This window comes from Streptococcus infantis (assembly GCF_047460875.1).
Taxonomy (GTDB): domain Bacteria; phylum Bacillota; class Bacilli; order Lactobacillales; family Streptococcaceae; genus Streptococcus; species Streptococcus infantis_AA.
The window spans coordinates 71,897-96,344 of the sequence record NZ_JASHFI010000008.1 but is presented as its reverse complement, the minus strand read 5'-3'; the positions used below and the strand labels follow the sequence as shown (position 1 = coordinate 96,344).

At 41.1% G+C, this 24,448-nt stretch carries 21 protein-coding genes, 1 other RNA gene and 1 pseudogene; 21 read left to right on the top strand and 2 right to left on the bottom strand.

Features of this window, described 5'->3' with window-relative positions:
* Positions 1-287: LPXTG cell wall anchor domain-containing protein (locus QM887_RS06665; protein WP_414271062.1), on the top strand; the 287-nt coding region annotated here is incomplete at its 5' end.
* A gap of 290 nt (positions 288-577) precedes the next feature.
* Here QM887_RS06665 and ssrA read toward each other — a convergent pair.
* Together ssrA and QM887_RS06655 are read right to left on the bottom strand one after the other, a co-directional pair.
* Positions 578-925: a transfer-messenger RNA gene (gene ssrA / locus QM887_RS06660) on the bottom strand.
* Positions 926-1,027: 102 nt separating this feature from the next.
* Positions 1,028-1,609, bottom strand: a complete 582-nt coding sequence (locus QM887_RS06655; RefSeq protein ID WP_414271061.1) for a class I SAM-dependent methyltransferase — start codon at positions 1,607-1,609, stop codon at positions 1,028-1,030.
* Positions 1,610-1,827: 218 nt separating this feature from the next.
* Between QM887_RS06655 and recJ the strand changes: the two genes are divergently transcribed.
* From recJ to dnaJ, 20 genes and pseudogenes are all read left to right on the top strand, one after another.
* On the top strand, positions 1,828-4,053 hold the full coding sequence (gene recJ, locus QM887_RS06650) for a single-stranded-DNA-specific exonuclease RecJ (protein ID WP_414271065.1): 2,226 nt from the start codon (positions 1,828-1,830) through the stop codon (positions 4,051-4,053).
* Positions 4,054-4,610: 557 nt separating this feature from the next.
* Positions 4,611-6,272 carry a ribonuclease J gene (locus tag QM887_RS06645; protein WP_414271060.1) on the top strand — a complete coding sequence of 554 codons (1,662 nt, stop codon included), beginning with the start codon at positions 4,611-4,613 and terminating at the stop codon, positions 6,270-6,272.
* A 67-nt stretch (positions 6,273-6,339) separates the two neighbouring features.
* The gene (locus tag QM887_RS06640) at positions 6,340-7,119 is read left to right on the top strand and encodes an alpha/beta hydrolase (protein ID WP_414271059.1); all 780 of its coding nucleotides are present in this window, start codon (positions 6,340-6,342) and stop codon (positions 7,117-7,119) included.
* Positions 7,120-7,224: 105 nt separating this feature from the next.
* The gene (locus QM887_RS06635; protein WP_414271058.1) at positions 7,225-7,926 is read left to right on the top strand and encodes a M57 family metalloprotease; all 702 of its coding nucleotides are present in this window, start codon (positions 7,225-7,227) and stop codon (positions 7,924-7,926) included.
* Between the two features lie 70 nt (positions 7,927-7,996).
* Positions 7,997-9,820, top strand: a complete 1,824-nt coding sequence (gene uvrC / locus QM887_RS06630) for an excinuclease ABC subunit UvrC (RefSeq protein ID WP_414271057.1) — start codon at positions 7,997-7,999, stop codon at positions 9,818-9,820.
* 70 nt (positions 9,821-9,890) lie between these two features.
* Positions 9,891-10,841 carry a 16S rRNA (cytosine(1402)-N(4))-methyltransferase RsmH gene (rsmH, locus tag QM887_RS06625; RefSeq protein WP_414271056.1) on the top strand — a complete coding sequence of 317 codons (951 nt, stop codon included), beginning with the start codon at positions 9,891-9,893 and terminating at the stop codon, positions 10,839-10,841.
* A gap of 9 nt (positions 10,842-10,850) precedes the next feature.
* The gene (gene ftsL, locus QM887_RS06620) at positions 10,851-11,168 is read left to right on the top strand and encodes a cell division protein FtsL (RefSeq protein WP_414271055.1); all 318 of its coding nucleotides are present in this window, start codon (positions 10,851-10,853) and stop codon (positions 11,166-11,168) included.
* 3 nt (positions 11,169-11,171) lie between these two features.
* On the top strand, positions 11,172-13,427 hold the full coding sequence (gene pbp2X / locus QM887_RS06615; protein WP_414271054.1) for a penicillin-binding protein PBP2X: 2,256 nt from the start codon (positions 11,172-11,174) through the stop codon (positions 13,425-13,427).
* A 1-nt stretch (position 13,428) separates the two neighbouring features.
* Positions 13,429-14,409 carry a phospho-N-acetylmuramoyl-pentapeptide-transferase gene (gene mraY, locus QM887_RS06610; protein WP_414271053.1) on the top strand — a complete coding sequence of 327 codons (981 nt, stop codon included), beginning with the start codon at positions 13,429-13,431 and terminating at the stop codon, positions 14,407-14,409.
* Between the two features lie 129 nt (positions 14,410-14,538).
* Positions 14,539-15,066, top strand: coding sequence for an FUSC family protein (locus QM887_RS06605; protein WP_414271064.1), 528 nt, complete (start codon positions 14,539-14,541; stop codon positions 15,064-15,066).
* A gap of 75 nt (positions 15,067-15,141) precedes the next feature.
* Entirely contained in the window at positions 15,142-15,498 is a 357-nt protein-coding gene (gene glnR / locus QM887_RS06600) for a transcriptional repressor GlnR (protein ID WP_000659542.1), read from the top strand.
* Positions 15,499-15,533: 35 nt separating this feature from the next.
* On the top strand, positions 15,534-16,880 hold the full coding sequence (glnA, locus tag QM887_RS06595; RefSeq protein WP_414271052.1) for a type I glutamate--ammonia ligase: 1,347 nt from the start codon (positions 15,534-15,536) through the stop codon (positions 16,878-16,880).
* 119 nt (positions 16,881-16,999) lie between these two features.
* A complete protein-coding gene (locus QM887_RS06590; protein WP_414271051.1) occupies positions 17,000-17,320 on the top strand; it encodes a PadR family transcriptional regulator in 321 nt (106 codons plus the stop codon).
* A pseudogene (locus QM887_RS06585) lies at positions 17,320-17,895 on the top strand (DUF2812 domain-containing protein). Before QM887_RS06590 ends, QM887_RS06585 begins: the two are co-directional and overlap by 1 nt.
* Before the next feature lie 34 nt (positions 17,896-17,929).
* Positions 17,930-18,442 (top strand): DUF2812 domain-containing protein, encoded by a 513-nt coding sequence (locus QM887_RS06580; protein WP_414271050.1) that lies wholly within the window; start codon positions 17,930-17,932, stop codon positions 18,440-18,442.
* A gap of 162 nt (positions 18,443-18,604) precedes the next feature.
* The gene (gene hrcA / locus QM887_RS06575; protein WP_414271049.1) at positions 18,605-19,639 is read left to right on the top strand and encodes a heat-inducible transcriptional repressor HrcA; all 1,035 of its coding nucleotides are present in this window, start codon (positions 18,605-18,607) and stop codon (positions 19,637-19,639) included.
* A 26-nt stretch (positions 19,640-19,665) separates the two neighbouring features.
* A complete protein-coding gene (gene grpE / locus QM887_RS06570) occupies positions 19,666-20,181 on the top strand; it encodes a nucleotide exchange factor GrpE (RefSeq protein ID WP_049494151.1) in 516 nt (171 codons plus the stop codon).
* A gap of 297 nt (positions 20,182-20,478) precedes the next feature.
* Entirely contained in the window at positions 20,479-22,302 is a 1,824-nt protein-coding gene (dnaK, locus tag QM887_RS06565) for a molecular chaperone DnaK (protein ID WP_414271048.1), read from the top strand.
* Between the two features lie 191 nt (positions 22,303-22,493).
* A complete protein-coding gene (locus tag QM887_RS06560) occupies positions 22,494-23,126 on the top strand; it encodes a DJ-1/PfpI family protein (RefSeq protein WP_414271047.1) in 633 nt (210 codons plus the stop codon).
* 153 nt (positions 23,127-23,279) lie between these two features.
* A complete protein-coding gene (dnaJ, locus tag QM887_RS06555) occupies positions 23,280-24,416 on the top strand; it encodes a molecular chaperone DnaJ (RefSeq protein ID WP_414271046.1) in 1,137 nt (378 codons plus the stop codon).
* Positions 24,417-24,448 lie beyond the last annotated feature (32 nt).

Genomic DNA, 24,448 nt, shown 5'->3' with positions numbered 1-24,448 from the left:
CTGACGAAGTTAAGAAAGCTAACCCAACAGCAAGCAAGGTAGAAGTAGGCAACGATGGTACAGCGACAGTAACCTTCCCAGATGGTTCAGTAGCAGTCTTGACACCAGAGAAGACAGTGAAAGAAGCAACTAAAGAGTCATCTGCTAACCCAGCATCTAAGAAAGCTGGAGCGAAAGAATTGCCAAATACTGGTACAGAGCAATCTAACGCTTCAGTTGGTCTAGCACTACTTGCAGCAGCGACAGGTGGACTTCTCTTCGCTAAAAAACGCAAGGAAGAAGAGTAAAACATTACTCTGATAAAGCAAATTTGAGAATCTTGATTCTATGAGTTTGCTAGAAAAACCGTAAGAAGAAATTCTTACGGTTTTTTTGATAGATAAAGATTAGGAGAATGGTGAAATGTCAGTCTTACAGATCTTTGAAATGCTAAAAATTCAATTGAATAGCTGTTCAATGTATATGTTATTTTCTATAGAAGAAAACTTAATGTTGACATCTTTTAAGTATCTTGATGTAACATTGTAAACTTGTATGAGGACAGAAAAAACGTTGAGATCATCAACGTTTTTTAATATAATGGAGCCGGTGGGAGTCGAACCCACGTCCAAACACCTGCTAACATATTTGTCTACAACCATAGGTTATGTATTGTTTTAACAGCCCCTCGACACATAACTCAAGCCTAGAAACTGCGAGTCTATAAATCTCTTATCAAACTGCTAGACGAAGCTTGATCGTATCTCGCTAATAATAAGACCTGTCATCAGACACGAGCAATCCGAATCGGGTCACGCCTGCTGGTTTTTAGGCAGCTAGAGCGTAAGAAGTGTTATTTTTTGCAGTTATATTTAACTGAGCGTTTACGTCGCCACACGAGTCGCAAAATATGCCTCATAATGCCTGTCGAATCCGTAACGACCCCAAAAGACAATACAACTATTATACCTTATCTATTGGGAAAATGCAAAAGCTGAGTAAAGATTAGCATTGCTTTGTTTTTAGGGCTTGTCTGTTACTCTAAGGGCTAAATATTCTTGCTGCTTATAAGAAATAATTGGGAAGGTTTATGGAGAAAGAGATGGTCTGAGCTGTAGAGTATTTGACTTGTTATTTCCGAGAAACCTTGTTGGCTGAGACTTTCTTCAAGTTCAGAAATGATAAAACCGTGTGTCTCTCCATCTGGTAGAGTAAAATCAGCGATAAAGAGTTGTCCGCCATGAGTCAAATGTTCCTTGAACATAGATAGACTGTCATCAAGATTAGGCATATGATGAAGAACTCGACTGACGATAATAAGATCGAACTCTTCTTCAAGTGGTTCAATTAATAAATCCTGTTGAATCAAGGATAGGTTTGCAAGTTTTTGACTTTCAATCTTGAGACGAGCTTGTGCAAGCATCTTGTCCGCAATATCAACCAAGGTCACTGATTTAGCTTGTTTGGCAAGGGGAAGGGCGATAAGGCCAGTTCCGCCTCCAAAGTCTAGGATTGATTTGTTCGACAAATCAGGCACTTGTTTTTCTACTTGCTGGCAAACAAGATCGGCCAGAAATTGATTTTTTGGAGAATCAAATGATTCTGCTCGATGATTAAAATGATGTTCCATATTTCTAGTCTAGCATAAAGAGGAGACATTTTAAAATTTTGGCTACGTCTTGTTGAAAAGAGATAGAGTTATTGACGGGTTGTTTAGATTTTTTTACTTTGATGAGACAGGGGGTTTTTGGGATTTTGATTGAAAGAGTTAAGAAAATAAAGAGGAGAAAATCTGAAAATCATGTTATAATAAAACGATAGAATCGTAAGAAAGAGTGGATGATTTTTTTGATAATTCCTACTTATAATTGGCAATTTGCTCCGCAAGTTGAGGATGCGGATTTTACAAAGATCGCTAAGAAAGCTGGTTTGGGCCCTGAAGTAGCTCGTTTGTTATTTGAACGAGGTATCAAGGATGAGACCAGTCTGAAAAAATTTTTAGAACCTTCTTTGGAGGATTTGCATGATCCCTACCTTCTGCATGATATGGAAAAGGCAGTAGAACGGATTCGTCAGGCTATTGAGCAAGGGGAGTTGATTCTCATTTACGGGGACTACGATGCAGATGGGATGACTTCGGCTTCCATTGTCAAGGAAAGTTTGGAGCAGTTAGGTGCCGAGTGTCTTGTTTATCTTCCCAATCGCTTTACGGATGGTTATGGTCCAAATGCCAGTGTCTACAAATATTTCATCGAACAGCAGGGGGTGTCTTTGATTGTGACGGTGGACAATGGTGTGGTGGGGCATGAAGCCATTGATTTAGCTCAGTCTATGGGAGTGGACGTCATTGTGACCGATCACCATTCTATGCCTGAAGTTTTACCAGATGCCTATGCTATTATCCATCCTGAACATCCAGGGGCGGACTATCCTTTCAAACATTTAGCAGGTTGTGGTGTCGCTTTTAAGTTGGCATGTGCTCTTTTGGAAGAAGTGCAGGTTGAGATGTTAGACTTGGTTGCTATCGGTACAATTGCCGATATGGTCAGCTTGACGGACGAAAATCGTATCATGGTCCAGTATGGTCTTGAGGTCTTGCGCAACACTCAACGAATGGGTCTGCAGGAAATGTTTGAAATCGCTGGGATTTCGAGTAGCGATGTGACAGAAGAGACGGTTGGTTTTCAGTTAGCACCTCGTTTAAATGCCCTTGGACGCTTGGATGATCCCAATCCAGCTATTGATTTGTTGACTGGATTTGACGATGAGGAAGTGCATGAAATCGCCCTTTTGATTCATCAAAAGAATGAAGAACGTAAGGAAATTGTTCAGTCGATTTACGATGAAGCCAAAGGCATGGTAGATCCTGAGAGAAGTGTTCAAGTTTTGGCTAAGGAAGGCTGGAATCCAGGTGTTCTTGGAATTGTAGCTGGGCGCTTGCTTGAAGAACTAGGTCAGACAGTCATTGTGCTGAATATCGAAGATGGACGAGCCAAGGGGAGTGCGCGAAGCATTGAAGCAGTCGATATCTTTGAAGCCTTGGATCCGCATCGAGAACTGTTTATCGCCTTTGGTGGTCACGCAGGTGCTGCTGGTATGACCCTTGAAGTGGATAAGTTGGAAGCCTTATCTGATCTTTTGGAAGCCTATATCCGAGAAAAAGGCGCAGATGCTCAAGGTAAAAACAATCTATTTTTAGACGAAGAACTGGATTTAGAGGCCTTGAGTTTGGAGACGGTGAAAAGTTTTGAACGTCTAGCTCCTTTTGGGATGGAAAACCAAAAACCTATCTTCTATATTCGAGATTTTCAAGTTGAGAATGCTCGCGTTATGGGAGCTGGTAATGCTCATCTCAAGCTGAAAATTTCCAAAGGTGAGGCTAGTTTTGAGGTGGTCGTTTTTGGTCAAGGAAAATGGGCGACTGAATTCTCACAGACCAAGCAACTGGAATTGGCAGTGACTCTCTCTGTCAACCAGTGGAATGGTCAAACAACCTTGCAGTTGATGATGGTTGACGCCCGTGTAGAAGGTGTCCAGCTCTTTAACATCCGTGGCAAGAATGCCCTATTACCAGAAGGGGTACCTATTTTGGACTTTAGGCAAGAGTTACCTGATGTAACCTCTTGTTCAGCTATTGTCATAAAAAATATTCCTGAAGATTTATCCCTTCTTAAGAAAATCTGTCAGGAGCAGGATTTTTCTGCTATTTACTTTAAAAATGATATAGCCAAGGCTTACTACTTGACGGGCTATGGCACAAGAGAGCAGTTTGCAAAATTGTATAAAACCATCTATCGGTTCCCAGAGTTTGATATTCGCTATAAACTCAAGGATTTGGCGGCCTATCTCAAGATTGAGCAAATTCTATTAGTCAAAATGATTCAGATTTTTGAAGAGCTTGGCTTTGTGACTATTGAAAATGGTGTCATGAGGGTGAATAAAGAGGCTGAAAAGCGTGATATGGCTGAAAGTCAGATTTATCAAAAACTGAAACAAACTGTCAAAGAGCAAGAAATAATGGCGCTTGGAACAGTCCAGGAAATCTATGATTTCTTAATGGAAAAAAGTGAATAGGGATAGAAAGAGTTGGCTTGCTGACTCTTTTTGTTTGCTCTCAAGTGGAAGTTAGTTGAAGTAGAGAATGGAGAAAGAAGTGGAAAAGAAATTTCTGATAGATTACAAACCCTAACAGGGGAAAGGATTGAAGTGAGTTTATCTTTGTTCAGGGGATGCTTTTGGATATGTATGATTTTTGGAACAAGAGATAAAGTTGCTTGCCATGCTGATTTTAATTAGAAGCTTATGTCTAAAAGTGTGTGATATAAAGGTTGATGGAGGATAAGGATTTTGGGAGCAAATAGAAGCTACTTTGGCCGAGAAGTACTTGTTAATCTTGTCGAAGTAGTTGAAGAATCGAGGTAATCTGATGGATTGGTTGGGATTTAGTCATCTTGTAATTATAAGATAAAAACAGATGGTTGAAGTCGGATTATGTGTGAGATTCATTTTGAAAATTAGTAAAAAAATGGTATAATGAATGGAAAAGATTCGGCTGAAAGTGAATTGGGCTTTCAGAAAAAGAGAGCTTTTAAAGCTCTACAAACAAGTTGAAGTGACTATTCGGAGGAAAAATGAATACTATTAAATTAACAACACTTGGGGGTGTGCGTGAAAATGGGAAAAACATGTACATCGCAGAAATTAACGACTCGATTTTTGTATTAGATGCAGGTTTGAAATATCCTGAGAATGAACAGTTGGGTGTCGATGTCGTTATTCCAAATATGGACTATTTGTTTGAAAATAGCGACCGTATTGCTGGGATTTTCTTAACACACGGGCATGCGGATGCGATTGGCGCCCTTCCTTATCTCTTGGCAGAAGCTAAGGTTCCTGTATTTGGCTCAGAATTAACCATCGAACTGGCTAAACTCTTTGTTAAGGGAAATGACAGTGTCAAGAAATTTGATGATTTCCATGTGATTGATGAAAATACAGAGATTGATTTTGGTGGAACGGTAGTATCCTTCTTCCGTACAACCCACTCTATCCCAGAAAGTTTGGGTGTGGTCTTAAAAACGTCTGAAGGAAATGTTGTTTATACAGGAGATTTCAAGTTTGACCAAACAGCTAGTGAATCCTATGCAACTGACTTCAGTCGATTGGCAGAGATTGGTCGCGAAGGGGTCTTGGCGTTGCTTAGTGACTCGGCCAATGCAGATAGCAATATCCAAGTAGCCAGTGAAAATGAAGTTGGTGTAGAAATCACGCAAACCGTCTCTGACTGGGATGGACGTATCATTGTAGCTGCTGTTGCAAGTAACCTTTCTCGCATTCAGCAAGTCTTTGATGCTGCTGCAGAGACAGGACGTCGTGTTGTTTTGACTGGATTTGATATTGAAAATATCGTCCGCACAGCCATTCGCCTTAAAAAACTATCTCTGGCAAATGAAAGACTGTTGATTAAGCCCAAAGAAATGTCCCAATTTGAAGACCATGAGTTGATTATCCTTGAGACAGGTCGAATGGGGGAACCAATTAACGGCCTACGTAAGATGTCGATCGGCCGTCACCGTTATGTTGAAATCAAGGAAGGAGACTTGGTCTATATCGTTACAACACCATCGATTGCCAAAGAGGCTATGATGGCGCGTGTGGAAAATATGATCTACCAAGCTGGAGGTGTGGTTAAAACCATTACCCAAAGTTTGCGAGTGTCTGGACACGGAAATGCGCGTGATCTTCAATTGATGATCAATCTCTTGCAACCCAAGTATCTTTTCCCAATCCAGGGTGAATATCGTGAGTTGGATGCCCATGCCAGAGCTGCTATGGCAGTTGGCATGTTGCCAGAACGGATTTTCATCCCTAAAAAGGGCACAACCATGTCTTATGAGCATGGAGATTTTGTCCCATCTGGTGCAGTTACAGCAGGCGATGTCTTGATTGACGGGAATGCTATCGGAGATGTTGGGAATGTCGTTCTTCGTGACCGTAAGGTCTTGTCAGAGGATGGAATTTTCATCGTGGCTATCACTGTTAACCGTCGTGAGAAAAAAATCATTGCTAGAGCTCGAGTGCACACGCGTGGATTTGTCTATCTCAAGAAGAGCCGTGATATCTTGCGTGAAAGTACAGAGTTGGTGAACCAAACGGTTGAAGACTACCTCCAAGGTGAGGAATTTGACTGGGCAGACCTCAAAGGTAAGGTACGTGATAATTTGGCCAAGTTCCTCTTTGACCAAACCAAGCGCCGCCCAGCTATCTTGCCAGTAGTCATGGAAGCAAAATAGGATCAAATAGCAAGAGAGAAAGTCGAGTTTCGGCTTTTTCTTATCTTAAGTGTATAAGGAGCAAGTTATGGCAGTAATGAAGATTGAGTATTACTCAGAAGTTTTAGATATGGAGTGGGGTGTAAATGTTCTCTACCCTGATGCATCTCGGGTGACAGAACCAGACTCTACAGATATCCCTGTTCTCTATCTCCTTCATGGGATGTCAGGAAATCATAACAGTTGGCTTAAACGGACCAACGTAGAGCGCTTGGTGCGAGGAACCAATCTGATTGTTGTTCTGCCAAATACATGTAATGGCTGGTACACGGATACTCAGTATGGCTATAACTACTATACAGCTCTAGCAGAAGAACTACCTAAGGTGCTCAAACGCTTCTTCCCTAATATGACAAGCAAGCGAGAAAAAACCTTCATTGCTGGTTTATCAATGGGAGGCTACGGTTCCTTCAAATTGGCACTGTCAACTGACCGTTTCTCGCATGCCGCTAGCTTTTCTGGGGCACTTAGTTTCGAGGAGTTTTCTCCTGAGAGTCAAGATTTAGGGACGCGTGCCTACTGGAGAGGTGTTTTTGGTAAAGTTAATGATTGGGTGAATAGCCCTTACTCACTTGAAACCCTTGCTAAAAAGTCAGACAAAAAGACAAAACTCTGGGTTTGGTGCGGGGAGCAAGATTTCTTGTATGTTGCTAATAATCTAGCAGTGAAGAATCTCAAGAAACTTGGTTTTGATATTTCTTATAGTCATAGTCCAGGCAACCATGAGTGGTATTATTGGGAAAAACAATTGGAACGGTTTTTGGTTACCTTGCCAATTGATTTTGTTTTGGAAGAACGCTTGTCTTAGTTTTAGTTTTCTTTCAGCTTACTAAAGTAAAATAAGAAATCTATCTTTAGAATGGGGATCCATGGTTTAAAGGTGGATTCTTTTTTTTTAGAAAGGCGGGAAATCATGTTCTGGATTATACGTGTTCTATGTCGATTGTTACTAGAGATTTGGCGCATGTTCTGGCGCCTTGTGTGGACTCTTGTAGTCTTAATTCTCATTGCATTAGGGATTCTCTGGTATGTGACGGGAGATTTGTCTGGTGTCTTCAATCAAGCGGGGCAACTTGTTCAAGTTGGTCAAGCAGGTTGGCATCAATGGCAAGAAACTGGTAAGTTGCAAGGCTTGTCTCAGACCGATCATCATCAAGGTTCAGGAGTAAAATGGCCCCAAGCACAGGCGACAATTTATATTGATCCTCAAATGGATGCAACCTTTCAAAAGGCTTACGTTGAGGCTATTACCAATTGGAATCAGACTGGTGCTTTTAATTTTGTGGTTGTGACAGAACCTGACAAAGCAACTATTTTTGCGACTGAAATGAATGATGGTTCCACATCTGTTGCCGGTGAGGCGGAGAGTCAGACAAATCTCCTTACCAAACAATTCACTTCTGTAACAGTTCGTTTGAATCATTATTATCTATCTAATCCAAACTATGGCTATAGCTATGATCGTATCATGCATACAGCAGAGCATGAACTAGGTCATGCCATTGGCTTGGAACATACTAATGAAGTGTCAGTCATGCAACCAGCAGGTTCTTATTATGGTATTCAGACTCAAGATGTTCAAGCAGTTCAAGAACTATATGAGTCTGGAGAATAAGTGATTTTCAAACGAAAAATAGAGCTCCCTGATGTAAGCAATGAGGGGAGCTTTTTGCTATAATGGAACTATGAATAACTTGATTAAATCAAAACTGGAGCTCTTGCCGACCAGCCCTGGTTGTTACATTCACAAAGATAAAAACGGTACGATTATCTATGTAGGAAAGGCCAAAAATCTACGCAATCGTGTACGGTCCTACTTCCGTGGGAGCCATGATACCAAGACAGAAGCCCTGGTGTCTGAGATTGTAGATTTTGAGTTTATTGTCACGGAGTCCAATATCGAGGCCCTTCTTCTGGAAATCAACCTGATCAAGGAAAATAAGCCCAAGTACAATATTATGCTCAAGGATGACAAGTCTTATCCTTTTATTAAAATTACAAATGAGCGCTATCCTCGACTAATTATCACTCGTCAGGTCAAAAAAGACGGCGGTCTCTATTTTGGCCCCTATCCTGATGTCGGTGCAGCTAATGAAATCAAGAGACTTCTGGATCGGATTTTCCCATTTCGCAAGTGTACCAATTCACCATCAAAGGTCTGTTTTTATTACCATATCGGCCAGTGCATGGCTCACACCATTTGTAAGAAAGACGAGGCTTATTTCAAAGCCATGGCTCAAGAAGTCTCTGACTTCTTGAAAGGTCAGGATGATAAGATTATCGATGACCTCAAGAGTAAAATGGCTTTAGCAGCTCAAAGTATGGAGTTTGAACGTGCAGCGGAATACCGTGATTTGATTCAGGCCATTGGCACCCTTCGGACTAAGCAACGAGTCATGGCTAAAGACCTCCAAAACCGTGATGTATTTGGTTACTACGTGGATAAGGGTTGGATGTGTGTTCAGGTTTTCTTTGTCCGTCAAGGTAAACTGATTGAACGCGATGTTAATCTCTTTCCTTATTACAACGATCCTGATGAGGATTTCTTGACCTATGTGGGGCAGTTTTACCAGGAGAAATCTCACCTGATCCCCAATGAAATCCTGATCCCTCAAGATATTGACGAAGAAGCTATCAAGGCTTTGGTAGATACAAAGGTTCTCAAGCCCCAACGAGGGGAGAAGAAGCAACTGGTTAATCTGGCTATCAAAAATGCGCGTGTTAGTTTAGAGCAGAAGTTTAATCTATTAGAGAAATCAGTTGAAAAGACTCAAGGTGCCATTGAAAACTTGGGACGACTTCTACAAATTCCAACCCCAGTTCGCATCGAGTCCTTTGATAACTCCAATATCATGGGGACTAGTCCAGTTTCTGCCATGGTAGTTTTTATTAACGGTAAACCGAGCAAGAAGGATTACCGCAAGTACAAGATAAAAACTGTTGTCGGACCAGATGACTATGCAAGTATGCGAGAGGTTATTCGTAGACGTTATGGACGGGTCCAACGAGATGGTTTGACACCGCCTGACTTAATCGTTATTGATGGAGGACAAGGTCAGGTAAATATTGCTAAGCAGGTTGTCCAAGAAGAGCTAGGCTTGGATATTCCCATTGCAGGTCTGCAAAAAAATGATAAGCACCAAACCCACGAATTGCTCTTTGGAGATCCGCTTGAGGTGGTAGAGCTGTCTCGTAATTCTCAGGAATTTTTCCTCTTGCAACGCATCCAAGATGAGGTGCACCGTTTTGCTATCACTTTCCACCGTCAACTGCGCTCTAAAAATTCCTTCTCCTCTCAATTAGATGGGATTGAAGGTTTAGGTCCCAAACGCAAGCAGAATTTGATGAAATATTTCAAATCTCTGACAAAAATCAAGGAAGCCAGCGTGGATGAGATTGTCACCGTTGGTATACCAAGAGCAGTAGCAGAGGCTATTCATCAACACTTTAATCCCCAAGAACGCATAGAACTAGCTCAGGTTGCTGAGTCATCTGCTGAATACAAGTGATAAAGTAGCAAGGAAGGTTTTTGCTTTAGCGAGTGCAAGCTAGTCAGAATTGTGGTAAAATAGATAAGATATGACTAAAGAATTTCATCATGTAACGGTCATGCTCCATGAAACCATTGATATGCTTGATGTAAAACCTGATGGTGTTTACGTTGATGCGACCTTGGGTGGAGCAGGCCACAGCGAGTATTTGTTAAGTAAATTAAGCGAGAAGGGGCATTTGTATGCCTTTGACCAAGATCAAAACGCCATTGACAACGCGCAAAAACGTCTGGCACCTTATATCGAAAAAGGAATGGTCACCTTCATCAAGGACAACTTCCGTCATTTGCAGGCACGTTTGCAGGAAGCAGGTGTAGAAGAAATTGATGGCATTTGTTATGATTTGGGAGTTTCGAGCCCGCAATTGGATCAGCGTGAGCGAGGTTTTTCTTATAAGAAGGATGCGCCACTGGATATGCGGATGAATCAGGAAGCTAGTTTGACAGCTTATGAGGTTGTCAATCATTATGACTATCATGACTTGGTACGAATCTTTTTCAAATATGGAGAAGATAAGTTTTCCAAGCAGATTGCTCGAAAGATTGAACAGGCACGTGAGTTGAAACCTATTGAGACAACGACAGAATTGGCCGAGATTATCAAGTCCGCCAAGCCTGCCAAGGAACTCAAGAAAAAAGGTCATCCTGCCAAGCAAATTTTCCAAGCTATCCGTATCGAGGTCAATGATGAACTCGGGGCTGCAGACGAGTCAATCCAACAAGCTATGGAATTACTAGCAGTGGACGGAAGAATCTCAGTCATAACCTTTCATTCGCTAGAAGATCGCTTGACCAAGCAATTGTTCAAGGAAGCTTCAACAGTGGAAGTGCCAAAAGGCTTGCCTTTCATCCCAGATGAGCTCAAGCCCAAGATGGAATTAGTCTCTCGTAAACCAATTCTACCAAGCAAGGAGGAGTTGGAGGTCAATAATCGTTCCCACTCAGCCAAGCTACGAGTAGCTAGAAAAATTCACAAGTAAGGGGATAAAATGGTAGACAAAAGAGAAACGACGAGCCAATTGCTGCAAGCTCGTATCAAGAGATTTTCACGTGTTGAGAAGGCCTTTTACCTTTCGATTGCCATTACAGCCCTTGTCTTAGCCATCAGTGTGGTCTATATGCAAACCAAGCTCCTGCAAGTTCAAAGTGATTTGACAACTGTCAACAGACAGATTGAGGAGAAAAAGACGGAGCTGGACGACGCTAAGCAAGAAGTCAATGAATTGATTCGCTCAGAACGTCTGGCGGGTGTCGCGGATTCGCAAGACTTGCAATTAAACAATGGAAATATCCGATCGGCGGAGTAATATATGAAAACATGGAAAGAAAAAATAGTACACTTTGCCATTAAGAATCGCAGAACTCCTCTAGAAAACCGCAGACGAGTTGGAAAAAGCCTTAGTCTCTTGGCTGTCATTCTCTTTGCTGTTTTTTTGGTTAACTTTGCGGTGATTATTGGTACGGGAAAGAAGTTTGGTGTTGACCTGGTCAAAGAAGCATATAAGGTTCATCAAACAACTCGAACAGTCCCTGCTAAGAGGGGAACCATTTATGATCGTAATGGAACTCCGATTGCAGAAGATGCAACCTCCTATAATGTTTATGCGGTCATTGATAAGGATTATAAGTCTGCGAATGGAGATATTCTATATGTTGAGGAATCTCAGTACAATAAGGTAGCCGAAATTTTCCATAAGTACTTGGATATGGAGGAGACCTACGTCAAAGATCAACTCTCTCAACCCAATCTCAAACAGGTTTCCTTTGGTACTAAAGGAAATGGGATTACCTACGCAAATATGATGTCCATAAAAAAGGATCTAGAAGCTGCCAAGGTTGAGGGAGTGGATTTTACCACAAGCCCCAATCGAAGTTATCCAAATGGGAAATTTGCTTCATCCTTCATTGGTCTAGCTCAGCTCCATGAAAATGAAGATGGTTCAAAGAGTCTTATTGGAACATCTGGTATTGAAAGCTCCTTGAATAGCTTGTTAGCAGGAACAGATGGTATTATTACCTATGAAAAAGACCGTCTAGGTAATATCGTTCCTGGTACGGAACAAGTCACTCAACAAACCGTAGATGGAAAAGATGTCTACACGACAATATCTAGTCCTTTGCAATCCTTTATGGAAAGCCAAATGGATGCCTTCCAGGAAAAAGTGAAAGGCAAGTACATGACTGCGACCTTGGTTAGCGCCAAGACAGGAGAAATTCTGGCCACGACTCAAAGACCGACCTTTGATGCTGATACCAAAGAAGGGATTACAGAGGACTTTGTCTGGCGTGATATCCTTTACCAAAGTAACTATGAACCAGGTTCAGCCATGAAGGTCATGACCTTAGCAGCAGCTATAGATAACAACACCTTCCCTGGTGGAGAATACTTTAATAGTAGCGAATTAAAAATAGCAGATGCAACTATTAAGGACTGGGATGTGAATGATGGCTTGTCATCAGGAAGTATGATGACCTTCTCACAAGGTTTTTCTCACTCGAGTAATGTCGGTATGACCTTGCTCCAGCAAAAAATGGGGGATGCCACTTGGTTAGACTATCTCAGTCGTTTCAAATTTGGAGTTCCAACTCGTTTTGGTATGACTGATGAATACGCTGGACAACTCCCTGAGGATAACATTGTCAATATTGCCATGAGTTCTTTTGGTCAAGGGATTTCAGTAACACAAACTCAGATGCTTCGTGCCTTTACGGCGATTGCTAATGATGGTGTTATGTTGGAGCCTAAGTTTATCAGTGCTCTCTATGATCCAAATGACCAGACTGTTCGTAAATCACAAAAAGAAGTTGTGGGAAATCCTGTCTCTAAAGAAGCAGCAAGTGTAACTAGAGATCATATGGTTATGGTAGGTACAGATCCTACCTATGGTACTATGTACAATCACAGTACTGGTAAGGGAACAATCAATGTTCCAGGACAAAATGTTGCCTTGAAATCAGGAACAGCTCAGATTGCAGATGAGAAAAATGGAGGCTACCTGCGAGGGGAAACAAACTATATCTTCTCAGTTGTCTCTATGCATCCCGCAGAAAATCCAGATTTTATCCTCTATGTGACAGTTCAACAACCGGAACATTATTCTGGGATTCCGTTAGGAGAATTTGCAAACCCTATCTTGGAAAGAGCTTCGGCCATGAAAGAAACGCTCAATCTTCAATCTACAGCCAAGAATTTGGACCAAGTGACAACTACAACTAGTTATGCAATGCCAGAAATGAAGGATTATAGTCCTGGAGATTTGGCGGAGGAGCTACGTCGTAACCTTGTCCAACCGATTGTTATCGGTTCAGGGACAAAAATCAAGGAAAGCTCTGTAGCAGAAGGGACAAATCTGGATGCTAACGAGCAAATCTTGCTTCTGTCTGATAAGGTAGAGGAGATGCCTGACTTATACGGTTGGACTAAGAAAAATATCGAAACCCTTGCCAAGTGGTTGAATATCGAAGTTGAATTTGAGGGGACAGGTCAGACTGTCAAACAACAAAGCGTTCGTGCCCATACAGCTTTAAAAGATATCGAGAAAATAAAAATAACATTAGGAGATTAGAATGCTTATTTCTATCTTTGCTGGAATATCTGCCTTTATTCTTACAGTTATCGGGATTCCAGCTTTTATCCGTTTTTACCGAAAAGCACAAATTACTGGTCAACAGATGCATGAGGATGTCAAGCAACACCAAGCAAAAGCAGGAACACCAACCATGGGAGGGCTTGTCTTTCTCGTAACAGGAGTTGTAGTCAGCTTTGTATTTGCACTTTTGACCAATCAATTGACCAACAATCTAGGGATGATTCTATTTATCCTAGTCTTGTATGGTTTGGTTGGTTTCTTGGATGATTTCCTCAAGGTATTTCGCAAAATCAATGAAGGGCTTAATCCAAAACAAAAACTCTTGCTTCAACTAGTCGGAGGGGTTATCTTCTATTTCTTCTATGAAAGAGGTGGAGATATCTTAAATGTATTTGGTTATCCCTTGCATCTAGGTGTTCTTTACATTCTCTTTGCCCTCTTCTGGTTGGTTGGTTTCTCAAATGCAGTTAACCTGACTGATGGGATTGATGGCTTGGCTAGTATTTCGGTAGTGATTAGCCTATCTGCCTACGGAGTGATTGCTTATGTGCAAAACCAGTTCGATATCCTGTTAGTGATTTTAGCCATGATTGGTGGCTTACTTGGTTTCTTCGTCTTTAACCACAAGCCAGCTAAAGTCTTTATGGGGGATGTTGGAAGTTTAGCACTTGGAGGAATGTTGGCTGCTATTTCCATGGCCCTTCACCAAGAGTGGACTCTTCTATTGATCGGTCTAGTGTATGTCTTTGAAACGACATCTGTCATGATGCAGGTCAGCTATTTTAAACTGAGTGGAGGTAAGCGTATCTTCCGGATGACACCTGTTCATCACCATTTTGAACTGGGTGGTTTTTCTGGAAAAGGGCAAGTCTGGAGTGAATGGAAGGTCGACTTCTTCTTCTGGGGAGTGGGCTTACTCGCTAGTCTCTTGACTTTAGCTTTCATATATTTGTTCTAAAAAGAGAATGTGGAATCATCAGATAGAGAAGGATTAAGTTCCTTCTCTTTTTTATTTCCTTCAGTTTATTGTTTCCCCTTCTCAAAAAAAGGTAAATTTATGGTAAAATGGAGATAGAAAGTTGAAATGATGAGTTATTTTAAAAAGTATAGATTTGATAAATCCAAGTTTAAGTTAGGGATGCGAACTTTCAAGACAGGGATCGCTGTTTTTTTAGTTCTTATGATTTTTGGTTTTTTTGGTTGGAAAGGACTTCAGATTGGAGCCTTGACTGCAGTTTTTAGTTTAAGAGAAGATTTTGATAAGAGTGTACATTTTGGAACTTCTCGTATTCTCGGAAATAGTATCGGTGGTTTTTATGCCCTGATTTTCTTTCTCTTAAATAATCTTTTTCACGGTGCCTTCTGGGTAACCCTCCTAGTTGTACCCGTTTGTACCATGTTAACCATTATGACAAATGTTGCCATGAACAATAAAGCAGGTGTTATCGGTGGAGTTGCGGCTATGTTGATTATTACCTTATCAATTCCAAATGGTGAGACTGTTTTGTACGTATTTGCCCGAGTTTTTGAAACATTTATGGGTGTTTTTGTAGCAATTCTTGTAAATTACGATATTGATCGTTTACGAAGCATTTTACTGAAAAAAACAAAATAATGTCACAAGATATAACATTATTGATTGACGATTGAATATTTTTAGACTATAATAGACAGAAAGAAGGAAGTGTACATGAAGGAAAAAGAATTTCGTCGCAATATGGCAGTTTTCCCCATTGGTAGTGTTATGAAGCTGACCGATCTTTCGGCGCGTCAAATTCGTTATTATGAAGATCAGGAGTTGATAAAACCTGATCGCAACGAAGGTAATCGTCGGATGTATTCTTTAAATGATATGGATCGGTTGCTTGAGATTAAGGATTATATCTCTGAAGGTCTGAACATTGCTGCTATCAAGAAAAAATATGCCGAACGTGAGGCGAAAGCTAAAAAACCAGTCAGTCAAACTGAGGTGCGCCGAGCCCTTCGGAATGAGGTTCTTCAACAAAGTCGCTTTGCTTCTCAACAATCACCTTTTGGTCGCGGTTAGGCAACCGCAAGTCGTCATATATAAGGAGAAAAACCATGCCAATCACAGCTGCAGATATTCGTCGTGAAGTTAAGGAAAAAAATGTAACCTTTATCCGTCTCATGTTTTCAGATATTTTGGGAACAATGAAAAACGTCGAAATTCCTGCTACAGATGAACAACTAGACAAGGTCTTGTCAAACAAGGCTATGTTTGATGGATCTTCTATTGAAGGGTTTGTTCGTATCAATGAATCAGATATGTACTTGTACCCTGACCTGGACACATGGACTGTCTTCCCTTGGGGAGATGAGAACGGTAGTGTCGCAGGATTGATCTGTGATGTCTATACAACAGAAGGAGAGCCATTTGCTGGAGATCCTCGAAGCAACCTTAAACGAGCTCTTCATCACATGGAGAAAGTTGGTTTCAAATCTTTCAACCTTGGTCCGGAACCAGAATTCTTCCTATTCAAGCTTGATGAAAATGGTGACCCAACTCTTGAGGTGAATGACAAGGGTGGTTACTTTGATTTGGCGCCTACAGACCTTGCCGATAATACCCGTCGTGAGATTGTAAATGTCTTGACTAAAATGGGATTTGAAGTAGAGGCTAGTCACCACGAAGTTGCCGTAGGTCAACATGAGATTGACTTTAAGTATGATGAAGTTCTTCGTGCTTGTGACAAGATTCAAATCTTTAAACTTGTTGTAAAGACAATTGCGCGTAAACATGGTTTGTATGCAACCTTTATGGCTAAACCTAAATTTGGTATCGCTGGTTCAGGAATGCACTGCAATATGTCCTTGTTTGATGATGAAGGGAACAACGCCTTCTTTGATCCAAATGATCCAAAAGGAATGCAATTGTCAGAAACAGCCTATTATTTCCTTGGTGGTTTGATCAAGCACGCCTACAATTACACAGCTATTATGAACCCAACAGTTAACTCATACAAACGTTTGGTTCCAGGGTATGAAGCACCGGTTTACATCGCTTGGGCTGGTCGTAACCGTTCACCACTTGTCCGCGTTCCAGCTACTCGTGGAATGGGAACACGTTTGGAATTGCGCTCAGTAGACCCAATGGCAAACCCTTATATTGCTATGGCTGTTCTTTTAGAAGTTGGTTTGAACGGTATCGAAAACAAAATCGAAGCGCCGGCACCAATCGAAGAAAATATCTACATTATGACTGCTGAAGAGCGTAAAGAGGCTGGCATCACAGACCTTCCATCAACTCTTCACAATGCTTTGAAAGCTTTGACAGAAGACGAAGTGGTTAAAGCAGCCCTAGGTGAGCACATCTATACTAGCTTCCTTGAAGCCAAACGCATCGAGTGGGCAAGCTATGCGACCTTCGTTTCGCAATGGGAAATTGACAACTACCTAGATCTTTACTAATGATAAATCAGAAAGATTGTCCGTGAGGACGATCTTTTTTTCTTGCATTTTGTATCGAGGTGTGATATATTTTGTATAACGAAGTGCGATATATCGAACTAAATAGGAGGTCTGGTTAAATGGAATTAACAGATAAGATTAGGCGTGTCTACCTTCCCATGACTGAAACGGGATTTTATATTCTGTTCTGTCTGCAAAAGCAAAACCATGGTTATGGTATTACACAGAAGGTCAAAGAGATGACAGATTCACAGGTTTCCATTAGTCCTGGGACCATGTATGGAACCCTGTCAAAGATGGAAAAAGATGGTTTGATTTCCTTTGTTCGAGAAGAGGAAAAACGAAAGATTTATCAGATATCTGACTTGGGTCAGAAAGTTTTAGAAATCGAAGTCAAACGTATTGAACGGCTCTATAGAAATAGTCGGGAGGAGCTTTGATGGAAAAGAAAGTTGTTTATAGAATTGCTACCATTGCGGATTATGATAGAGAGGCTCTCTATCTCGGAGAAATGCATGCTCAGGGCTGGAAACTTAAGGAAGTAAGTTATTCTAACTTAGTAGTTGCGGTTAAGTATACTTTTGAAAAGTGCCAACCGGAGCAGGTGGTTTATCAGTTGGACTTTTATCCTATGAAAAAGTCAGAGAGAGATTCCTATTTACAATTATATAAAGACTGTGGCTGGGAGCATATTACAGACTTTAATGGTTTTTCCTACTTTTGAAAGCTTTATTCTGGAGTTGAGTCGGATGCCGAGTTTGAAATTTATAATGACGCGGCCGGGAAGTTAGCCATGGTTAAGCGCATTTTAATAATGCGGATGCTTCCTATTTTGCTTCTCTTTTCAGTGCTACTACCGGTTTTCTCAAAGTCACTCAGTGGAAGAGGTTATTTCAGTTGGGGAATGTTTTTGATTGTTAGCATAGACTGTACTTTATTGATCGTTTTTGCGATTCAGATTTCTTATATTTTTTGGAGATTGTTTCAAAAGTGGAAAGAATTATCTGATAAATAAGACCAGGCATGTTTTCTAATTTGGAGGTTAGACAATGAATAGCAAAGTACAATTTCGAATGTTTACCATTCTTGATTTGGATAAGGTAGAAGATTATTTGCATGAGATGCATTTGAAAGGTTGGAAATTTAAATCGAATCGTTTTGGCTTTTTCTATTTTGAACCATGCCGACCAGATGATGTGATTTACCGTGTGTGGAATACTAGCTACCTTAGAAAAAATGAGGTAGATTTACAAAGTATTAAGGATAGAGCATGGGAATTTGTGGAAAATTGTTCTTATACTGTTTTTCGAAAAGCAACTTGTGATGTAGATTTAAATGATCAATCTTTCATGGACAATCGTTTTCAATGGGCTGATGTGAAATCTAGACTTCGTACATCTACAGTTTCCATCTCTGGCGGTCTAGTTATTTGTATGAGCTTGTTTCGCGAAAGTCTCTCTCAATCTTTCTTCCTTATTTTTGCTCTTTATGCCCTCATGATTTCTTACCTAATCTATAGTTTTTATAGACTTAAAAAGAAATATCTTGAGAATGTAAGATGATTTTCTAGGACCTCAGACTGATTTTTAGCACTCTTGGCAAAAGAGTGCTAATTTTTTGAGTTTTTGTCTTGACATTCTTTTCTAAGGGTGTATAATAGAATCATAAGTTAGCACTTGGATGCCTCGAGTGCTAAAAAAGATCTATCAGAGAGGAGTGACGAGATGGTTACGGAACGTCAGCAGAATATTTTAAATCTGATTATTGACATCTTTACCAAAACGCACGAACCTGTTGGATCCAAATCCTTGCAAGAGTCTATCAACTCAAGTAGTGCTACCATTCGAAATGATATGGCAGCTCTAGAAAAGCAAGGTTTACTTGAAAAGGCTCATACTTCCAGTGGTCGGATGCCGAGTGTGGCTGGTTTTCAATACTATGTCAAACACTCCCTATCCTTTGACCGTTTAGCTGAAAATCAAGTTTATGAGATTGTAAAAGCCTTTGATCAAGAATTCTTCAAGCTAGAGGATATTCTTCAAGAGGCGACGAAAATTTTGTCAGACTTGAGTGGTTGTACGGTTGTAGCGCTGGATGTAGAACCAAGTAGGCAGAAGCTGACAGCTTTTGATATTGTTGTCCTCGGGCAACATACAGCTCTTGCTGTTTTTACGCTTGATGAGTCTAGAACAGTTACCAGTCAGTTTTTGATTCCGAGAAATTTCTTGCAGGAGGATTTAAATCGCCTCAAGACCATGATTCAAGAACGTTTCCTGGATCAGACTGTTTTGGATATTCACTACAAGATTCGGACAGAGATTCCACAAATTATCCAACGTTACTTCACAACAACGGATAACGTTATGGATCTTATTGAGCATATCTTCAAAGAAATGTTCAATGAAAATATCGTGGTTTCTGGCAAAGTCAATCTTTTGAATTTCGTTAATCTAGCAGCTTATCAGTTTTTTGATCAGCCACAAAAGGTTGCTTTGGAAATTCGAGAGAATCTGATTGGTGACCAGATGCAAAGTGTCCGAGTTGCGGATAGCCAAGAATCCTGTTTAGCTGACTTAGCAGTGATTAGCAGTAAGTTCCTGATTCCCTATCGTGGATTTGGAATCCTTGCGATTATAGGTCCGGTCAATCTGGATTATCAACAATTGGTTAATCAACTTAATGTTGTTAATCGAGTTTTGACTATGAAATTGACGGATTTTTACCGCTATCTCAGTAGCAATCACTATGAAGTGAATTAAGATTGAAATCATTAAAGGAGGCGAAAATGGCCCAAGATATTAAAAATGAAGAAGTAAAAGAAGAGGAAGTTGTTGAACCAGTAGAAGAAACAACTCCCGAGAAGTCGGAATTGGACTTGGCCAATGAACGTGCCGAGGAGTTTGAAAACAAATATCTTCGTGCCCACGCAGAAATGCAAAACATTCAGCGTCGTGCCAATGAAGAGCGTCAACTCTTGCAACGCTATCGCAGCCAAGATTTGGCAAAAGCTATCTTGCCATCACTCGACAACCTCGAACGTGCCCTTGCCGTCGAAGGGTTGACAGATGATGTGAAGAAGGGCTTGGAAATGGTCCAAGAAAGTTTGGTACATGCTCTGAAAGAAGAAGGGATCGAAGAAATCCCAGCAGACGGAGAATTTGACCATAACTACCACATGGCCATTCAAACAGTTCCAGCAGATGACGAACATCCAGCAGATACCATCGCACAAGTCTTCCAAAAAGGCTACAAACTCCATGACCGCATCCTACGTCCGGCTATGGTAGTGGTCTATAACTAGGCGATAAGTCAGAAATCTGTGATTTCGACTCCTCGTGTCGTAACATAATAGAAACCTTGTCCGAAACGACACTAAACTATGAAAGAAAGATAAGAGGCAAGTCGGAGGCTTGCAAAGCAGATATTTTCCGCCGTGGTGAAAGTTTTAGTAGCTCATGCTACTGAAACAGGGGTATTTTTGAGACAATAGGCTCAAAAATAAGTGAATGAAATCCCGAAGGGAGTTGCTCACGTCCCCACCACTTAAGGGAAAATATCAAAAAGAAAAAAAGAATATAAAATTTAAGGAGAAAAACATATGTCTAAAATTATCGGTATTGACTTAGGTACAACAAACTCAGCAGTAGCAGTTCTTGAAGGAACTGAAAGCAAAATCATTGCAAACCCAGAAGGTAACCGCACAACTCCATCTGTAGTGTCATTCAAAAACGGTGAAATCATTGTTGGTGACGCTGCGAAACGTCAAGCAGTTACAAACCCAGATACAGTTATCTCTATCAAATCTAAGATGGGAACTTCTGAAAAAGTTTCTGCTAACGGTAAAGAATACACTCCACAAGAAATCTCAGCTATGATTCTTCAATACTTGAAAGGTTATGCTGAAGACTACCTTGGTGAAAAAGTAACTAAAGCAGTTATTACAGTTCCAGCTTACTTCAACGATGCTCAACGTCAAGCAACAAAAGACGCTGGTAAAATCGCTGGTCTTGAAGTAGAACGTATCGTCAACGAACCAACTGCAGCAGCTCTTGCTTACGGTTTGGATAAGACTGACAAAGAAGAAAAAATCTTGGTATTCGACCTTGGTGGTGGTACATTCGACGTATCTATCCTTGAACTCGGTGATGGTGTCTTTGATGTATTGGCAACTGCAGGGGATAACAAACTCGGTGGTGACGACTTTGACCAAAAAATCATCGACCACTTAGTAGCAGAATTCAAGAAAGAAAACGGCATCGACTTGTCAACAGACAAGATGGCGCTTCAACGTTTGAAAGACGCAGCTGAAAAAGCGAAGAAAGACCTTTCTGGTGTGACTTCAACTCAAATCAGCTTGCCGTTCATCACTGCTGGTGAAGCTGGACCCCTTCACTTGGAAATGACCTTGACTCGTGCGAAATTTGACGATTTGACTCGTGACCTTGTAGAACGTACAAAAGTTCCAGTTCGTCAAGCCCTTTCAGATGCAGGTTTGAGCTTGTCAGATATCGACGAAGTGATCCTTGTAGGTGGTTCAACTCGTATCCCTGCCGTTGTAGAAGCTGTTAAAGCTGAAACTGGTAAAGAACCAAACAAATCAGTGAACCCTGACGAAGTAGTTGCCATGGGTGCTGCTATCCAAGGTGGTGTGATCACTGGTGATGTTAAAGACGTTGTCCTTCTTGACGTAACTCCATTGTCACTTGGTATTGAAACAATGGGTGGAGTCTTTACAAAACTCATCGACCGCAACACTACAATTCCAACTTCTAAATCACAAGTCTTCTCAACTGCAGCAGACAACCAACCAGCCGTTGATATCCACGTTCTTCAAGGTGAACGCCCAATGGCAGCAGATAACAAGACTCTTGGACGTTTCCAATTGACAGATATCCCAGCTGCACCTCGTGGTATCCCACAAATCGAAGTAACATTTGACATCGACAAGAACGGTATCGTATCTGTTAAAGCGAAAGATCTTGGAACTCAAAAAGAACAAACAATTGTTATCCAATCTAACTCAGGTTTGACAGACGAAGAAATCGACCGCATGATGAAAGATGCAGAAGCAAACGCTGAAGCAGATAAGAAACGTAAAGAAGAAGTTGACCTTCGTAACGAAGTAGACCAAGCAATCTTTGCGACTGAAAAGACAATCAAAGAAACTGAAGGTAAAGGCTTCGATACAGAACGTGATGCTGCCCAAGCTGCCCTCGATGAGCTTAAGAAAGCCCAAGAAGACAACAACTTGGACGAAATGAAAGCAAAACTTGAAGCATTGAACGAAAAAGCTCAAGGACTTGCCGTTAAACTCTACGAACAAGCCGCAGCAGCGCAACAAGCTCAAGCAGGAGCAGAAGGCGCACAAGCAACAGGAAACGCAGGCGATGACGTCGTAGACGGAGAGTTTACGGAGAAGTAAGATGCAAAGCCCGTTAAAACCTCACAGTGAAAATAGGAAATCTGACGCAGAAACTTTAGTTTCTAGGAAGATTTATCTTTTTCACCAAGAGGTTAGGGCGTGCTCAATTCGGCTTAACAACTAAGTGATAAGAAGAAATCCAGAGGTTGCAACCCAGCCTCTGTTTTTCGGTAAAATAGAGGATGTTACGTATGAAAAAAGTACTTTGTATCATTTATCCTAATTTTTCTCTTTATGAGATAACCGCTTTAACAAGTACTTTAGCTCTGTCTTTTGACGTCACGATTGATTATGTCGCTTCAGATCACTCGATGGTGGTCTCTGAGGATGGTTTGCCCTGTCAACCGACGAAAACATTTGATCAAATCCGTATAGAAGATTATTCTTGTGTGATTTTGCCAGGAATGGTTAACATTGGACCTGCTCTACAAGATGAGAAATTGATCTCGTTTTTGAGGGAGCTTGGTGAGCAAGATATCCTCATTGCAGCCATTTCTTCAGCGCCTCTTTTATTGGCGAAAGCAGGCTTGTTGAAGGATACGAAATTTACAGGTGGCATTTGGCAAAACTTCTTTGACTATTTTGAATTTCTGCCACGTGAAAATTTCCAACCGAAAGTTCTTGTGCAAGATAAACAAATCATTACGGCTATAGGCTTTGCGCACCAAGAGTTTGCAAGAAAAGTAATTCTTAGTCTAGGGTTGGCAGAGAATACGGACAACTATTTTAAAGAACAGAACGAGTATGCTGAAGAGGATTTGATATTTACTCTATCGGACCAAGAGTTTGATCAAGTGAAGCGAAGTATAGAAAACATCCTCTAAAGATTACATGAAAATTATAGAAAGGAACAAAGAGCGTTCGGGAAATTGAACTCGAGCGGAAAGCTTGGAAATTAGATAAGCCTCCTAAGAAATCAGGATTGCTTGTCGGTTTCCTAAATTTCAGTCGCTTTCTGTTCGCTCTTAGTATCTTGTATGAACAATACTGAATTTTATGACCGTTTGGGCGTTTCGAAAAATGCATCTCAAGATGAGATCAAGAGAGCCTATCGGAAATTATCTAAAAAATATCATCCAGATATCAACAAGGATCCTGGAGCTGAGGACAAGTACAAGGAAGTTCAAGAAGCTTATGAAACTTTGAGCGATGAACAGAAACGTGCTGCCTATGACCAATATGGTGCTGCGGGTGCCAATGGTGGTTTTGGTGGTGCTGGCGGTTTCGGTGGCTTCGATGGAGCAGGTGGTTTTGGCGGATTTGAAGATATCTTCTCAAGCTTCTTTGGTGGTGGCGGTGCATCACGTAATCCAAATGCCCCTCGTCAAGGTGACGACCTCCAGTATCGCGTTCATTTGACTTTTGAAGAAGCTATTTTTGGTACAGAAAAGGAAGTCAAATACAATCGTGAAGCAAGCTGTCGTACTTGTAATGGGTCTGGTGCTAAACCTGGAACAAGTCCAGTTACTTGTGGACGCTGTCATGGTTCAGGTGTGATCAATGTTGATACCCAAACACCTCTTGGTATGATGCGTCGCCAAGTAACCTGTGATGTCTGTCATGGCCGTGGTCAAGAAATCAAAGATCCATGTACAACCTGTCATGGAACTGGTCATGAAAAACAAGCCCATAGCGTACACGTAAAAATCCCTGCTGGTGTGGAAACAGGTCAACAAATCCGCCTAGCTGGTCAAGGTGAAGCCGGCTTTAATGGTGGTCCTTATGGTGACTTGTATGTAGTAGTTTCGGTGGAAGCAAGTGATAAATTTGAACGTGAAGGAACTACTATCTTCTACAATTTGAACCTCAATTTTGTTCAAGCAGCACTTGGTGATACAGTAGATATCCCTACAGTTCATGGTGATGTAGAATTAGTCATTCCAGAAGGAACTCAGACTGGTAAAAAATTCCGCCTACGTGGCAAGGGAGCGCCGAGCCTTCGTGGTGGTGCAGTAGGTGACCAATACGTGACTGTTAATGTCGTAACACCAACAGGCTTGAACGAACGACAAAAAGCAGCCTTGAAAGAATTCGCAGCTGCAGGTGATTTGAAAGTCAATCCAAAGAAAAAAGGCTTCTTTGACCATATTAAGGATGCCTTTGAAGGAGAATAAAGCATAAAGTAAAAAGAGCCCGAGGGCTCTTT